Raw genomic sequence first — 14,131 nt, forward strand, 5'->3', positions numbered from 1 at the left:
GCGGAAATCCAGCCCCGCCGGCGATTGAGGCGTGGGGGTCCCCCCACGCCCGCAGGGCGTAGGGAGAGGGTCTGGGGCGGAGCCCCAGTTACGGGAAGGGGCGGGGTGGGGAACAACCCCGCCGCAGGCGCCCCCGCGCCACCGGTGCCGAAGAGCGCGGCTTGGCTCAGGGCCTCCGCGGCCGCGGCCCGCGCGAGCCGGCTGCGCCGCGACGTGCCAGGAGGCGCCACCGCGTCGACCACCCCCGTCACCGTGTGCGCAAAGCCCTCCGCCGCCAGTGCAGGATGCGGGCGCAGGGCGCAGGAACCCGCCAGCAGACCGGCCCAGTACGCGTCGACTCCCCAGCCGTACGCAGTGATCAGGCCCATCCCGGTGATCACGACGGACATCAGCGCTGTCCTCCCGACGTCGCGGCCAGCTTCCGCAAGCGCTGGCGGTCGGCCTTGCCGCCCGGCAGCCTCGGCAGTGTGCCGACCTGGATGAAGCGCGGTCGCAGCAGCGGCGGCAGTCCCTGGTAGCAGCGGGTGCGCAGGGTCTTTTCGCTCGGTGGGCGGTGCGGGTCCGCCGCCTCCACGAAGGCGAACACCGCGTCGCCGTGCGCCTTTTGTGTGGGGACGCCCACCACCACCGCGTCCGCGACCTGTTCGTCCGCGCGCAGCACGTCCTCGATCGTGGCCGGCGCATGGTTCTCGCCGAGGACGATGATGATGTCTTTCAACCTGCCCAGCACCCGCAGGAATCCGTCGGCGTCGAGCGCGCCGGTGTCCCCGGTGCACAGCCAGCCGTCGCCGGGCAGCGCGTCCCGGGTGGCGTCCGGGCGGCCGAGGTACCCGGTCATCAACCCCGGCCCGCGCACCAGCACTTCGCCGGTGCCCGGGGCGATCCGTACCTCCGTGCCGGCCAGTGGCCTGCCGACCGTGCCCGTTCGGCAGTGCGCTGCCGAGGAGAGGGCCACATTGGGGCCCGCCTCCGTCAGTCCGTAGCCGTCGTGCACCGGTGCCCCGACGACATCGAGGAAGTGGGCGGAGACAGCGCCCGGCAGCACCGCCCCGCCGCACCCGCGCACCTTCAACCGCGCGAGCGCCGCCCGCAGTACGGGATCGGTCTCCGCGGCCCTGGCGAGCAGCGTGTAGAGGAACGGCACCCCGTCCACTGATGTCGTACGGCGCCCCTTCACATCCGCGGCGACCGCCTCCGGGCGCAGCAGGGTGTGCACATTGAGCTCCCCGCCCAGGCGCCGCCAGATCCCGAACACACTGAATCCGTAAGCGTGGTTGAGCGGAAGGGGCAGCAGCAGCGCGTCGTCGCCGTCGATCCCGAGGTGACGGGCGGTCGCCTCGGACTGGTAGGCGAGGGCGGATCTGGACAGCTCGACCGCCTTGGCCGCGCCGGAGCTGCCGGAGGTCCAGAACACCGCGCCGGTGTTCGGGGCGATCTCCGAGGCGATCTCCGACGCGTCCCGCGGCACAGTGGCCAGGACGGCGGGGGCGAGTTCCGACCCGTTGGGCGAGGCGACCGCGCCGACCTGCGGCGGCCAGTTCTGTACGGCTGCGGAGTGGCCGCGCAGGAACAGCGGCACCCGCAGCCGTACCGCGGCGAGGGCGGTGACGATCACGGCGGGGCCGGTCGTCGCGTCGACACCGACCGCGCGGGACGCTCCGGTCGGGCCGAGTTCGCGGCGGAGGTCCCGAACCGTACGTTCGACCGCGGTGCGCAACGCCGTGGGGGTGATGAGGTCCCCGTCGATGACGAGGGGGCCGGGCACGGCGTTCATGACGCGTCTCCCGGGACTTGTCCCCCGGTCAGGAACAACCTCCTGATCCCGGGCGGCACATCGTCGTCGGGCACCCTGATCCGGACCAGCGCGATACGACCGGACGCCGCTGCCTCCCGGGCCCGCCGAAGCGCGGCCGGGATCTCGTCCACGCCGTCCGGCGACTCGGCCTGACCGCTGAGTCCGCGTACGACGTCGTCCACGGGCAGCGGCCGGGCGAAACGCGTGAGTCCCGCGGGCGCGCCCAGTTCCTGGCGGAGCAGCCGGGGCCAGCCGTAGCCCTGGTTGTCGAAGACGACCAGGACGATGCCGAGGCCGAGTTCCGCGGCGGTGGGCAGGGCGTCCAGGCCCATCTCGACACCGCCGTCGCCGCACACCACCACGGTGGGGCGGCCCTCTGCGGCGAGCGCGACCCCGGGGGCGGCACCGGCGCCGAAGCCGAGCATCGTCTGTTCGCCGGGGACCACGGTCCGCCCGCGCGGGCCGACTTGGTGGACGGGCCAGTGGTACGACCAGATGTCGTTCATGCCGTTGTCGTGGACGGTGGTTGCGTCGGGGAAGAGCTCGGCGAGCGCGTGCAGCGCGGTGCGGGCAGGAGATCCGGCGCGGTCGCCCTCGGCGGACCAGCTCAGCCACGCTTTACGGCGGGCACGTGCCACGGTCCGCAGCCAGTCGGTGCGTTCCGCGCTCGGCTCCGGCAGCAGCGGGGTGAGCCGGGCAAGGGTCGCCTCCCCGTCGCCGAGCAGCGCGGCGGCGGGCTCGGCCACTCCCCCGCCGAAGGCGGCCGGGTCGCCGTCGATCTGGACGAGCCGCACCGATTCGAGGGTGTCCCAGCCCATGCGGGCGGTCTCCTCGAGGCGGCTGCCCACGGCGAGCACGGTGTCCGCGCCGCACTGGACGGAGTCCAGGGGAGGTGTGGCGTACAGGCCGACCGAGCCGCACACCAGGGGATGGTCCTCGGGCACGGTGCCGCGGCCCGCCGCCGTCGTCATCACGGGTGCTCCCCAGCGCTCGGCCAGCGCGAGGGCGGCGGGTCCGGCCGCAGCCGCTCGTGCGCCGCCGCCGAGCAGGAGCAGGGGTCGTTCGGCCGCGGCCAGGAGCCGTGCGGCACGGCGCAGTTCGGCGTCCTCCGGCACGGACCGCAGTCGGCGTACCGGTCCGTTGGCGGCAGGACCGTCGGCGGGGACGGCGGCCGGGACGGCTGCTTCGATGGCCTCCTGGGCGACCTCGACGACGCTCACTCCGGGCCTCCCGTTCAGCGACATGTGAACGGCCCTGCGCAGCGCCCAGGTCAGCGTTCCCGCATCCTGGACCCGCAGATACGTGCTGGTGAACGCGGTGGCCAGGGCCGCCTGGTCGACATCCTGGAAGCCACCGCGGCCCAGACCGTCGGCGGGTATGCGGGTGGTCACCACGACGATCGGGGCGCAGACCGAGTCGGCCTCGATCAGGGCGGTGACCGCGTCGCCGAACGGCGGTCCGGCACCGAGGGCGAGCACGACGGGCCGACCGCTGACCACCGCGTGGCCGATCGCCATGCAGGCCCCGGCGCGGTGGCCTCGTACGCCTACCGCTCGAAGCTTGGGGTGTGCGTCGGCCGCGTCCAGCAGCCCGGGTTCATCGGTGGGCAGGCCGAAGACGGTCTCGCAGCCCGCTTCGGCGAGGCAGTCGGCCGCCTGCTGCCACGCGGAGGGGATACCGCTCATGTGCCGGGCACCTCCCCGCGGGCCGCGCGCAGCAGCACGCTGTCGAAGGCACCGGGATCGAGGTCTTCGGTCACGGCGTGCACGCCGCCGGTGGCAGAGCCGCCCGGGCCGATGAGCGCGGCGACCGCCAACACGGCCGTCTTTCCGTCCAGTTGGCCGTGTACGACCTCGCAGACCACCGCGGCCGGCACGCTGCCGCTGTCGACGGCCGCCGTCGCCCAGCCCAGGGCCGACACCCCGGCCCCGCCGGGCGTCACCAGGGCGTAGCACGGCGCTGCCCACCGCTGTTCGACAGTGAAGCGGCCGAGCAGCAGCGAGGGCTCCAACGCGAGGGACACCGACGGCCGCAGCCGCCTTGTGGTGTCCTCGCATGTGGCGACGAACTCGGCGACGGCACTCAGACAGTGGTCGGTCGCGGCAAGAACGATGGGCGCGTCCCGCGGTGGCTCAGCCGACTCCGCCACCAGCGCGCCGAGGACGCGCGTGACCAGCTGTACGGTCCCCGGCCCCGGCCGCACGGCGCCCGCGACCAGCGTCCGCGCGAACCCTGCCACCAGGCTGTCCGCCCGCGTCGCGACGCTCACCGCAGCGGCCCGGTGATGACCGACTGCCGCAGTCCGGCCTCCGCCGACAGCAGCAGCGGCCGGCCGATCAGCCGCCCGTCGCGCCGGATGCTGCTGGCATGCACGCCGTACCCGCCGAAGGGCTGGTTGCCGTTCTCGGCGTCCAGGGTGGTGGCGTTGCGGCTGATGACGCCGGTGCCCAGGGTCTCTCCCGTCAGCCGCGGCTCGCCCAGCGCGGATACGTACATGCCCCGCTCCAGCTCCTGGGGGCTGCGCGCCCACTCGCGGAGCATCTCCGGGTCCTCATAGGGCACGATGCAGAAGATGGGTGAGAAGAGCTCCGGCGGATGGAAGTCCACGCCCTCCGGGAGGACCAGCAGCGAGGGCTCGACCAGCATCCGGTCCGGGTCCACTTCGCCACCGCTGACCACATGGTCGGCATGCTCGGACAGGAACTGCGCCGCGCCTTCCACGGCGTCTTCGTAGGCCAGCGGGGTCAGCACCGTGTCCGGCCAGCTGCGCGCGCCGATGGTCAGCACGGACAGTTCGGCGCGCAACTGCTCGACAACGGCGTCGAGCCGCAGCCGGTGCACGAAGATGACGTCCGGGCACAGGCAGTCCTGACCGGAGTTGTAGAGCCGGGCGCGCAGAATGGCCCTGCAGGCGGCACCCGGGTCGGTGCGCGGGCCGACGACCAGGGGGTTGGGGCCCGAGCCCATCACCAGGAACAGCGGCCGGCCGCCGACGGACTTCATCACGTCGTAGGCATTGGAGGGCTGACCGGTGAAGACCACCGCGTCGGACTCCGAGCAGATCGGTTTGAACTGCCGCTGGGAGACGTCGACCACCTTGATCCGCTGGGCGAGATCCGGGTCGAGACGGCTGCTGATCAGCTTGTGCACGGCATAGGCGGTGTCCCTGATCCGGGCCGAGGGACGGATGACCACCTCGTCGCAGTAGAGGGCCGGGATCAGGCCGAACAGGGCATATGAGTAGAGGACGTTGTTCGACGGCAGGAACACGGAGAGCCTGGAGAGCTGGGGCGGGCAGTTGCGGGCCAGCTCCCAGGGTGCGCCGGTCAACGCCGCTACGGAACGCAAGAGTTCATCGCGCGCACTGCTGTAGGTGGCGACCTTTGTCAGCAGCGACAGCACCTCGTCGCGGGAGGTCAGCAGGGCAGAGGCCGACCTCATCGCCTTCTCGTGCGCGGCTTCGAGGTTGGGCCAGGTACGGGTGAACGACTCCAGAACTGGCATGGACGGATGGCTCATCGAGCTGTCTCCTCGCGGCACTGGGGTGTCGGGCGGGGCCGACGGAACCGGTGGCAGCCGAAGGCCTCCAGGAGTTCTCGAGACCGTCCGACTATTCTTCCTGCCGCCACGTGGCATGGGAGCCCGGAACTCGGCCCGGTGCAGCGATAAATGACAGCGTAAGCAGACCTACGAATGCGTGTCCAGCAGAAACCGAAGAGAGAATTCCGGGCGTGGAATTCTCCTCATTGAAATACCCGCGCACTCAGCCTCGACTCGAAGACCCCTGGAATGCCGGGGATCCGGTGCCCCTCCGTGAGGACCTTCATGCTCAGGGAACTGCTCGAATCCAGGAATCACCGTGCCAAGCCGAAGGTCCGGCGACCTCGTCAGCTGAGCCGTACCACCCCTCAGGAGGCCGATCATGACCAGCACCGTTCCTCCCTCAGCCGCCACGGTGCCTCCCTGGTTCCAGGAGGAGGGCCGGCCCAACCCGTCTGACCTGCGGCGACTGTCGGGCGCCGGGATATCCGAGCTGCTGCGCCGGGAGATGGCCGGGCTGAGCGTCTCGCTTCCCGGCCCCGCGCTTCCCGCGCAGCCGTTCGTCCTGCCGCGCCGCTCCTACGAGGAGCTGTTCGACGTGAGCCGGGTGCTGCTGTCACTGGTGCGCCGGGCCGTGCTGGCCCAGGGCGGCAGCTGGCCCGCCCGCGCCGTGGCGCTCGGCGCCGACCCCGACGACTATCCCCTGCTGTCGGGCCAGGACAACACCGAGACCGAGTACTGCGCCATGATGGCCCGCCCGGACATGGTCATCGGCGAACAGGGCCCACAGCTGCTGGAGTTCAACGTCAGCGGGACCTTCGGCGGACCCAGTGAGACCCATGCGCTCGCCGCGGTCTGGCAGCAGACCCACCAGGAGGCGGGCAGGACGCCGTTCACGGGATACGATCCGCTCATCGCCCGGGTCCGCGCCTATGAGGACGTGTGTGCCCGGCGCCGGCTGCCGAAGGCGGTCGCCGTCGTCGGCAGTCTGGGAGATCTGCTCGAAGACTCCGACATCCGCTTCCATGAACTCGCACTCGAGCAGTTCCGGCGCCGCGGCTTCACCGCCGAGTTCTTCGAACCGCACCAGCTCCCCGACGCGCTCGGCCGACCGGGGTCCCTGCGCTATCCGCTCGGCCTGCGCGACTTCGCCCTGCCCGACTGGCGGGAGCGCGGCATCAGCCTGGAACCCGTCCATCAGTCACAGCGCTCGGGCTTCCTGCTGCTGCCACCGCAGAGCAGCGGTCTGCTGGCGAACAAGAAGGCATTGGCGCTGGTCTCCGAGGGGCGCCCCTGGATGACCCGCGCCGAGCGCCGCATTGTCGAGCGTCACCTGCCGTGGACCCGCATCACCATCCCCGGCCGCACCGGCTGGCGGGAGGGCGAACACGAGCTGCCCGCACTGCTGCTGCGCGAGCGCGAACGATTCGTGCTCAAGCGGGCCATCGGCCAGATGGGGCGCGAGGTCCTGGTCGGCCGCCACACCTCGGAGCAGACCTGGGAAGCCGCCGTCAGCAGCGCGTTCGCGGCGGGGGACAGCGTCGTTCAGGAGTATGTCGAGCCCGTCTCCTGCCCGTTGGAGATGACCGACGGCAAGCAGACATGGACCGCGCACGTCTCGCCCGTACTCAGCCCCATGCTCTTCAACGGCAGGGCGGGCGGCTGCTGGGCCCGGTTCCTGCCGGACGGTGGCTCCGGCGCCGAGGGAAAGGTGAGCGTCGGTGAGTACAACGCCACCGAGAACGCCGTCCTCACCTGGGCCTGAGATGCAGGGGTCGCAGCGCAACTGGCCGCTGTTGCGGCTGGCCCTGTCCCTGTTCACCCTGCGGCTCGGCGCCACCATGACGGCCGTAGGACTGCCCCTGCTGGTGCTCGAGCAGTACGGCTCCGGCCTTCAGGCGGCGCTCACACTCGCCCTGGAGCTGCTGCCGAACGTGCTGTTCGGGGCGGTGGTCGGCGACCTCGTCGACCGCGGGGACCCGCGCCGCTATGCCATGGGAGGCGCGCTCGGCGGGGCGCTGGTGGTCCCGCTGCTGCCGGCCGCGGACGACTTGTGGCAGGTCCAGCTGCTGGCCATCGCCTGCGGCGTTGCCTACGCCTTCGGGGTGCCCGCCCGGATGTCGCTGCGCACGGTCGCCGTCCCCAAGGGGTCGGAGCTGCGCGGGAACGCGCTGCTGGTTTCGGCGCAGCGGGTGCCGAATCTGATCGGCCCGGCGGTCGCCGGTGTGCTGGTCCCCTTCGGGCTGTCCCTGCTGTTCCTCACGGACGCGGCCTTCGCTCTGATCGCGGCCGTGCTGATGATCGGGATGCCCGCTCCCCCGCCCGTGCCGCTGGACGACCGGGCGGCGGCCGGCTCTGCGCCGCCGGGCCGTGCGGCGCTGGTGGCCGTCACCCTGCGCCGGATGTTCGTCGACAACGTACGGGAGCTGACCCGGCTCGTCGCCAAGGACCGTTTCCTGGGAGTGTTGACGCTCACCTCCTTCACCTACATGTTCGGCTTTGGAATCAGCAAACTCTTCCTCCCGCTCTATGCACTCCACCATTACTCCGAAATCCCGGGGATGTTCGGCTATCTGTCCGCGGGAATCGGGCTCGGGGCCTCGCTGGGCGGCTTTCTCGCCGCCATGTTCGGGCGTTTTCGGCAGGGCGCCGTCTATATGACGGTGAATGTCATCGAGGGAGTCTGCTGGCTGCTGCTTCCGCTGCTTCACCACCCGGCCCCGGCGATCGGGGTGCTGGTGCTCGCGGGCGCCTTCGAGGCGGTGGGCACGGTCGTCTTCTACGCCGAGGTGCAGAGCCGTCTCGCGGCCCGGATGACCGGCCGCTACTTCGCGCTGCTCGTCCCGCTGTGCGACGCCTGCCTGGTGCTGGGCGTCTGGGCCTCGGGAGCGCTCACCGGCTTCGGCGAGCCGAGCCTGGCCGCCCTGATCGCCGTCGTCATCGCCGGCCCCGCACTGATGCTCGCGCCAGGGCTGCTGAGCGGCAGGGCGGCGGGGCCGAAGCGGGAGCCCGCCGCTGCCGTCACCGCCGAGGAGCGTTAGCCGATGGATGCCGAGCCGTACGGGTTGCAGCGGGAGATGCTGCTGCGCGCCCAGTTCGGGCCCGACGGGCATCCGACGAGCCATCGCTATCCCCCCGTCCATGAACTCCTGCTGCTGCGGGGTCCGTTGGACACCTCGCTGCTGGCCCGCGCCGTACGGCAGGCGACGGAGGGAGTGGATGTGCTGCGCGGGCGGCTGCGCCTACGCGGCGGCGGTACGGTGCGCTGGGTGCCGGACGGCGGCCGCCCGCCCTCCCGTCTCGAGGAGCTTGAGCCGGGTCCGGCGCGCCAGGCGATCCGGGCCCGCCTGCGGGCGGCCGCCGAGGCGTCGTTCCACCTCCAGGAGGATCCGGCCGCGCGTTTCCTGCTGGCCCGGACCGGTCCGGACGAGCATCTGCTGCTGATCGCCCTCGACCACGCCTGCGCGGACGGGCGCACGCTGGTGCTGCTCCTGCGGCATCTGCTGCATCGGTACGCGGTGCTGGCAGGAGAGCCTGCCATCGCTCCGGCCCCGTTCCCCGCATTCCTCTCCTTCGCCCGGCAGTTCGACGCATCGTCCGCCGAGCGGTCGGCGGCCCGTGCGTACTGGCAGGAAGCACTGGGCCGGGCCGCTGACCCACGCCGGCGGCCGCGCTTCCCCGGCGCCAAGGACAGCGAGGTCACGTCCTACAGCACCGATGCGGCTGCCCAACTCGCCTTTGCCGATGCGGACCTTGCGGTCCTCAGCCGGCTCGCCCAGTCGGCGGGCAGCGACCGCCACCGTCTGCTGCTCGCCGTGACCCAGCTTGTCGTCTCTGCCTGGAGCGAGGAGGCCGAGCCGCTGTTCGTGCCGCTCAACTACTTCCGCAACGGCCGGCACCGGCGCGGCTGGCTCAACGTCCCGGGTCCCCTCGCCGAACATGCCGTCACCGTTCCACCGGCTCAGGAGGCTCAGGAGACCCGGCTGCTCGGCGAGTGGCTGGAGGGCTTCGTACGCGCCAACGCCGCATCGCCCCCTTTTTTCGGACTCTCGCTGCGGGAGCTGGAGACACCCGAGAGCGACGCCCAACGCATCGCCGTATTCAACTTCCTTCCGCCGCTGGGCCGGCTGTCCGCCGCGGGGCTTCGGATCCTGCCCTGTCCACCCGAACTGGCCGCCGCAATGGAGCCCGAGGACCAGTCGGCCCGCTTCGCCCTGCGCGTCCGGCTGGTCCAGGACATGGACGCACCGCTGATCCTCCGTATCGAGCACGACCCGCGCGTCCTCGCGGACGGCACCCCGTTCCTCGACGCCGCCGTCGGCCTGGTGCGGACCGCGGCCGCCCGGCCCGGCCTGCCGCTCACCGAGGCGTACCGGCGGATCCGGCAGCACTGGACATGACCGCGTCGGCCACGGACGTGCGCCGTCGAGACCCACCGCTTCCCTCACACAGCAGAATCAGGAGTCAGCCTGACATGAACAGCAGCGAGACATCCGAGAAGCTTCAGCACGCCTGCACGACGACGGTCCCCGCCCTGTCGCGGTACTGGGAGACGGTGGGCCGGGCCGTGCAAGCCATGCATGAAAACCGTTCCCTGCCCGGCGATTTCACCCCCGGCGCGCAGCTTCCGCCGCTCGACGACGACATGCTGCGCTACCTCGAAGCCGCCGAGGCCGCCATCGTCGATCTCCCCGACTACCGGGACACCCGGATGCGGCTGCTGGATCTGCGCCGCAATCCCGGCACCCGTACCACCAAGACCTTCGCGTCCCTGCTGATGGTGGCCAGGGCCGTGGCGTACATACGGCGTACCGGGGAGCCCGTCACCCTGCTCACTCCGTCGTCGGGCAACAAGGCGACCGCGCTGCGCGACGCCGTCCTGCGCGCCCACCGGGCCGGGCTCGCGGACCGGGACCATTTGCGGATCGTCAGCGTCGTTCCGGAGCGCGCCCGCACCAAGCTGTGGGACTCGCTGCTCAGTTCCGACCCCGAACTGCGCCGCCGCAACCCGGTGGTGAGCTACTGCGGCGCGGACCCCTCGGGCGTCAAGGAACTCGCCCGCGACTTCCACGACAAGTACGCGGACCTGTTGCGCACGCGGTACGGCAGCGCCCTGTGGTACACCCTCGACATCGGCAACTACCAGGCCGCGGACACGGTCAGGGCCCTGATGGAGGAGGAGCTGCTGCCCCCGCCGCCGGTCGGCGGGCGGGTGCACGCACACGCCGTGTCCAGCGCCTTCGGCCTGCTCGGCCATCACTACGGAACCTCGTTCACCGGCGGCGGCGAGCACCGCATACCGCCGCACTACTTCCTCGTACAGCACATGAACACCCCCGACATGGTGCTGGACCTGCTGCACGGCGACTTCTCCCGCGAGCGGATGCCCCGCTACGCCCTGGACCCGGCCACCGGGCTCTACCACCAGAGCATCGACCCCCACTTCCCGCGCACCACCCACCATCCCGACGAGGTCATCGACCCGACGTTCTACACACGTACGCCCATGACCAGCCGGACGATGTCGCGGCTGATCCGGGAGAACGGCGGCGGGGGCGTCGTCGTCTCGCTGCACGAGTGCCTGGCCCGTTATCCGCAGATCCGCGAGATGCTGCGGCCGGCCGGTGTCGAGCTTCCGCACGACCCTCGCGGGCTGCGCGAGTGGTCCCTCGTCATGGTCTTCACCGGGGTGCTGGAAGCAATCGACCGGGGGCTGCTGACGGAGCCGGAGGTACTGGTCCACGGCTCGGGGTCGTACGGGGACACGGACTTCACGGCGATACCGGCTCAGCGGCTCCACCACGCGGACGACCCGGCCGGGCTGCTGCCGATTGTCAGCCGCGCGATGGGACCCGCGTCGATGCACCGGGGACGGCGGCCGTGACCGGCACCTCATCGGCGGATGCCCGTCCCCCGGCCACCGAGGAGGCCGGCCAGTGATCCGGCGACAGGACCCCGCCACGCTCGTGGTCGTCGGCACGGGCTCCCTCGCCCGTGCCGTCTGTGTCGCGCTCGCCCGCACCCCGGCCGCCCAGGGGCCGAGCCAGGTCCATGTGCTGGGCCGGGACACCGGGCGGGCCGCCTCCGTCTGCTATCTGGCCCGGGCCGAGGCGGCGCTGTGCCGGGTGCCGCGCCGCTTCACCCCCGGTGAGCTGGACGCGGACGACGCGGTGCTGCGGGAGAGGCTGGCGGCGCTGCGACCCGGCACGGTGCTGGTGTGTGCGTCCTGGTATTCGCCCTGGGAGCGCGACCGTACGCCGTCCGCCTGGACGCGGCTGCTCGACCGCTGCGGCTTCGCGGCGACGCTGCCCCTGCAGGCCGCGGTCGCGCTGCGGGTCGGCCGGGCACTCCAACAGGATGGCTCCAGGGCCCAGTTGGTCAACGCCTGCTATCCGGACGCGGTCAATCCGCTGCTGTACCGGCTCGGTCTGCCGGTCGTGTGCGGGGTGGGCAACGGCGCTCTGGTCACCGCGTCCGTCCAGGCCGCACTCGGTCCCGCCGCCCGCCGCGGACTGCGGGTCCTTGCCCACCACCGTCATCTGCACCGGCCCGACCACCCCGACGACGAGGCCAGGGTCTGGCTCGGCAACCATGAACTGGGCGGTGTCGGACAGCTCCTGGCCCAGCAGCGCGGTGTGCCGCGCGAGGCGCTCAACCCGGTCACCGCGCACACGGTGGCCCGCCTGCTCACGGCGCTGCACGGCGGCCCGGAGCTGCGCGCCGCCGTGCCGGGGCCGCAGGGGCTGCCCGGCGGGTATCCGGCCCGGGTCACCCGCCGCCGGATCGAGCTCGATCTGCCGTACGGGCTCTCGCTGTCCGACGCCGTCGCCTACAACGAACGGCTCACCTTCGCCGAAGGCGTACGCATCGACCCGGCCGGCGATGTGCACTTCGCCCCCTCCGTCCAGGAGGCGCTCCGGCCCCATCTGCCGCAGCTGTGCGAGGGGTTCAGCGGCCGGGAGACCGCGCGGGCCGCCGCGCAGATGTGGCAGGCGGCCCGCGCGCTGCGCCGCCGGGAGGATCCGGCCGATGCGGTGTGCGCGCGGGGCGCCGTCCACGCGCCCGGCGAGAAGGGGGCCGATGAGCCCGGGTCATGGAACCGGACGTGACCCCGGCGGCGCAAGGGCTTGCGCACCACCGGGGCGTGAGCGCTCAGCGCGCCCGCAGAGCGCGTTCGACGCCCATTCCGGCCCCCACTCCCACCCGCACCGGCTCGGACGGGATCTCCAGTTCGAGTGCGGATTCCAGCATCGCCCGCTGAAGATGCTGCAGCCGGGGCGAGGGGTCGAGCCCCAGCTCCTGGGAGAGCACCGAGCGAAGGCGCTGATACACCTCAAGGGCGTTGCCTCGCCGGCCGGAGCGGTAGAGCGCCAGCATCAGCTGGCCCTGCGTGTCCTCGTGCATCGGATGCTGAGCGGCCAGACCCGAGAGCTCACCCACCAGTTCATGGTGGCGGCCGAGCCGCAGATCCGCCTCGATGCGCTGGTTGAGGATGCTCAGGCGCGACTCCTCGAGACGGGTGGCCTCGATCTCCAGCAGGGCTCCGCACTGTACGTCGACGAGCGCGGGACCGCGCCACAGGGCGAGCGCCCTGCGGAAGGAGTCGGACGCCACCGAGCAGTTGCCGCTCTCCAGGGCGCGATGCCCGGTGCCGGCAAGCCGTTCGTACTCACTGACATCGACCACGCCGCCCTGGGTGTCGAGCAGATAGCCGCCCGACTCGGTGACGAGGATGCTCTTGGCGCCGTTCGGCAGTTCGGGCCTGCGGGACCCGCCGATGGCGGCGGCGATCAGATTGCGCAGCTGAAGTATGTAGGTCTGCAAGGTGGTCTGGACGCTGCGCGGCGGTGCTTCGCCCCACAGCTCCTCCACCAGCGAGCCCACCGAGACCACTTGGTCCGGGTGCATGGCGAGCAGGGCAAGGACCTTGCGTGGTTTGACTGCAGTGGGGACAACGGAAACCCCCGACTGGACGACCCGGCACGGCCCCAGCACGCTGATGTCCATATCCGCTACTCCCTTCGAGGCGTTCAGGCTCGAGCGATCGGGTGTGTTGTGGCAATACGGCGCAGTTCTGACGAGAGCAGGGTGGGCAGCTCGGCGTCACGGACGAAGAAGTGGCCGCCGGGGACCGTCCGCAGATCGAAGGCGGCGCTCGTGTAGCGGCTCCATGCGGCGACCGTCCGCTCGGTTGCGACCTTGTCCTCGGCACCCGCGTAGGCGTACAGGGGGCAGGGCAGCGGTTCGCCCGAGCCCTCCCGCAGACTGCGGGCGAGCTGGAGGTCGTCGCGCATGGTGGAGAGCAGGATGCTCAGCCACTTGGGCCGCTCGAAGAGATAGGGCGGCAGGGTGCCGTACCGCGCGAGGGCGGCCAGCAGTCTGTCGTCGGGCAGATCCGGCTGCTCGACGAGCGGGGTTGGCAGATGGGGCGCGGCGCAGGCGCCGACGCCGACCAGGACGGGCGGCCGGTGTCCGGCCCGGGCGCGCCGGAGCGCGAACCGGTAGGCCACCAGGGCGCCGAGGCTGTGCCCGTAGAAGGCATGCGGGGCATCGAGCAACGGGCCCAGATACGTGTCGAGTTCGCCGAGCAGCTGCTCGGAGTCGACGATCCGCGGCTCACGCAGCCTGGTCTCGCGACCCGGCAGCCGTACCGGCAGCACCTGGACGTCCGCTGCGAATCGCGCGCGCCAGCGCGCGAAGGTGAGCGCTCCGGCCCCCGCGTGATGGAAGCAGAAGAGCCGGAGCGCCGTCTGGGGCATTTCCGTAATTCCGGGCGAGACCGCTAGGTAGTGGTTC

At 71.8% G+C, this 14,131-nt stretch carries 11 protein-coding genes; 5 read left to right on the forward strand and 6 right to left on the reverse strand.

All coding sequences use genetic code 11. The features are described 5' to 3' along the window. Window positions 1-388: 388 nt before the first annotated feature. The 4 genes from ACI2LP_RS00245 to ACI2LP_RS00260 are packed head-to-tail and all read right to left on the reverse strand — an operon-like array spanning window position 389 to window position 5,314. Window positions 389-1,774 carry a class I adenylate-forming enzyme family protein gene (locus tag ACI2LP_RS00245; RefSeq protein WP_404722272.1) on the reverse strand — a complete coding sequence of 462 codons (1,386 nt, stop codon included), beginning with the start codon at window positions 1,772-1,774 and terminating at the stop codon, window positions 389-391. Continuing rightward, window positions 1,771-3,480 carry a thiamine pyrophosphate-binding protein gene (locus ACI2LP_RS00250; protein ID WP_404722273.1) on the reverse strand — a complete coding sequence of 570 codons (1,710 nt, stop codon included), beginning with the start codon at window positions 3,478-3,480 and terminating at the stop codon, window positions 1,771-1,773. The genes ACI2LP_RS00245 and ACI2LP_RS00250 overlap by 4 nt, the downstream gene beginning before the upstream one ends. Continuing rightward, window positions 3,477-4,064, reverse strand: a complete 588-nt coding sequence (locus ACI2LP_RS00255) for a hypothetical protein (protein WP_404722274.1) — start codon at window positions 4,062-4,064, stop codon at window positions 3,477-3,479. The genes ACI2LP_RS00250 and ACI2LP_RS00255 overlap by 4 nt, the downstream gene beginning before the upstream one ends. Continuing rightward, window positions 4,061-5,314: an aldehyde dehydrogenase family protein gene (locus ACI2LP_RS00260; RefSeq protein WP_404722275.1), complete on the reverse strand. Its 1,254-nt coding sequence runs from the start codon at window positions 5,312-5,314 to the stop codon at window positions 4,061-4,063. The genes ACI2LP_RS00255 and ACI2LP_RS00260 overlap by 4 nt, the downstream gene beginning before the upstream one ends. Window positions 5,315-5,717: 403 nt before the next feature. Between ACI2LP_RS00260 and ACI2LP_RS00265 the strand changes: the two genes are divergently transcribed. From ACI2LP_RS00265 to ACI2LP_RS00285, 5 genes are all read left to right on the forward strand, one after another. Next, the gene (locus ACI2LP_RS00265; protein ID WP_404722276.1) at window positions 5,718-7,100 is read left to right on the forward strand and encodes a hypothetical protein; all 1,383 of its coding nucleotides are present in this window, start codon (window positions 5,718-5,720) and stop codon (window positions 7,098-7,100) included. A gap of 1 nt (window position 7,101) precedes the next feature. Further along, window positions 7,102-8,376 carry an MFS transporter gene (locus ACI2LP_RS00270; protein ID WP_404722277.1) on the forward strand — a complete coding sequence of 425 codons (1,275 nt, stop codon included), beginning with the start codon at window positions 7,102-7,104 and terminating at the stop codon, window positions 8,374-8,376. A gap of 3 nt (window positions 8,377-8,379) precedes the next feature. Next, the gene (locus tag ACI2LP_RS00275) at window positions 8,380-9,735 is read left to right on the forward strand and encodes a condensation domain-containing protein (RefSeq protein WP_404722278.1); all 1,356 of its coding nucleotides are present in this window, start codon (window positions 8,380-8,382) and stop codon (window positions 9,733-9,735) included. 74 nt (window positions 9,736-9,809) lie between these two features. Then, window positions 9,810-11,219, forward strand: a complete 1,410-nt coding sequence (locus ACI2LP_RS00280) for a DUF6002 family protein (protein WP_404722279.1) — start codon at window positions 9,810-9,812, stop codon at window positions 11,217-11,219. Window positions 11,220-11,271: 52 nt separating this feature from the next. Continuing rightward, window positions 11,272-12,444 carry a hypothetical protein gene (locus ACI2LP_RS00285; RefSeq protein WP_404722280.1) on the forward strand — a complete coding sequence of 391 codons (1,173 nt, stop codon included), beginning with the start codon at window positions 11,272-11,274 and terminating at the stop codon, window positions 12,442-12,444. 43 nt (window positions 12,445-12,487) lie between these two features. On the opposite strand, the gene ACI2LP_RS00290 is transcribed toward ACI2LP_RS00285, so the two are convergent. After that, window positions 12,488-13,342, reverse strand: a complete 855-nt coding sequence (locus ACI2LP_RS00290; protein WP_404722281.1) for a BTAD domain-containing putative transcriptional regulator — start codon at window positions 13,340-13,342, stop codon at window positions 12,488-12,490. Between the two features lie 23 nt (window positions 13,343-13,365). Continuing rightward, complete coding sequence (locus ACI2LP_RS00295; protein WP_404722282.1) at window positions 13,366-14,094, reverse strand: thioesterase II family protein; 729 nt, start codon at window positions 14,092-14,094, stop codon at window positions 13,366-13,368. Between the last annotated feature and the right edge of the window lie 37 nt (window positions 14,095-14,131).

The sequence above is a fragment of the Streptomyces sp. NPDC019890 genome, from assembly GCF_044903445.1.
In the GTDB taxonomy this organism is placed as follows: Bacteria; Actinomycetota; Actinomycetes; order Streptomycetales; family Streptomycetaceae; genus Streptomyces.

Bases quoted from the DNA above. Each gene is read 5' to 3' on its own strand.
- ACI2LP_RS00245 (WP_404722272.1), bottom strand. From the start codon at position 1,774: ATGAACGCCGTGCCCGGCCCCCTCGTCATCGACGGGGACCTCATCACC.
- ACI2LP_RS00250 (WP_404722273.1), bottom strand. From the start codon at position 3,480: ATGAGCGGTATCCCCTCCGCGTGGCAGCAGGCGGCCGACTGCCTCGCC.
- ACI2LP_RS00260 (WP_404722275.1), bottom strand. From the start codon at position 5,314: ATGAGCCATCCGTCCATGCCAGTTCTGGAGTCGTTCACCCGTACCTGG.
- ACI2LP_RS00265 (WP_404722276.1), top strand. From the start codon at position 5,718: ATGACCAGCACCGTTCCTCCCTCAGCCGCCACGGTGCCTCCCTGGTTC.
- ACI2LP_RS00270 (WP_404722277.1), top strand. From the start codon at position 7,102: ATGCAGGGGTCGCAGCGCAACTGGCCGCTGTTGCGGCTGGCCCTGTCC.
- ACI2LP_RS00275 (WP_404722278.1), top strand. From the start codon at position 8,380: ATGGATGCCGAGCCGTACGGGTTGCAGCGGGAGATGCTGCTGCGCGCC.
- ACI2LP_RS00280 (WP_404722279.1), top strand. From the start codon at position 9,810: ATGAACAGCAGCGAGACATCCGAGAAGCTTCAGCACGCCTGCACGACG.
- ACI2LP_RS00290 (WP_404722281.1), bottom strand. From the start codon at position 13,342: ATGGACATCAGCGTGCTGGGGCCGTGCCGGGTCGTCCAGTCGGGGGTT.
- ACI2LP_RS00295 (WP_404722282.1), bottom strand. From the start codon at position 14,094: ATGCCCCAGACGGCGCTCCGGCTCTTCTGCTTCCATCACGCGGGGGCC.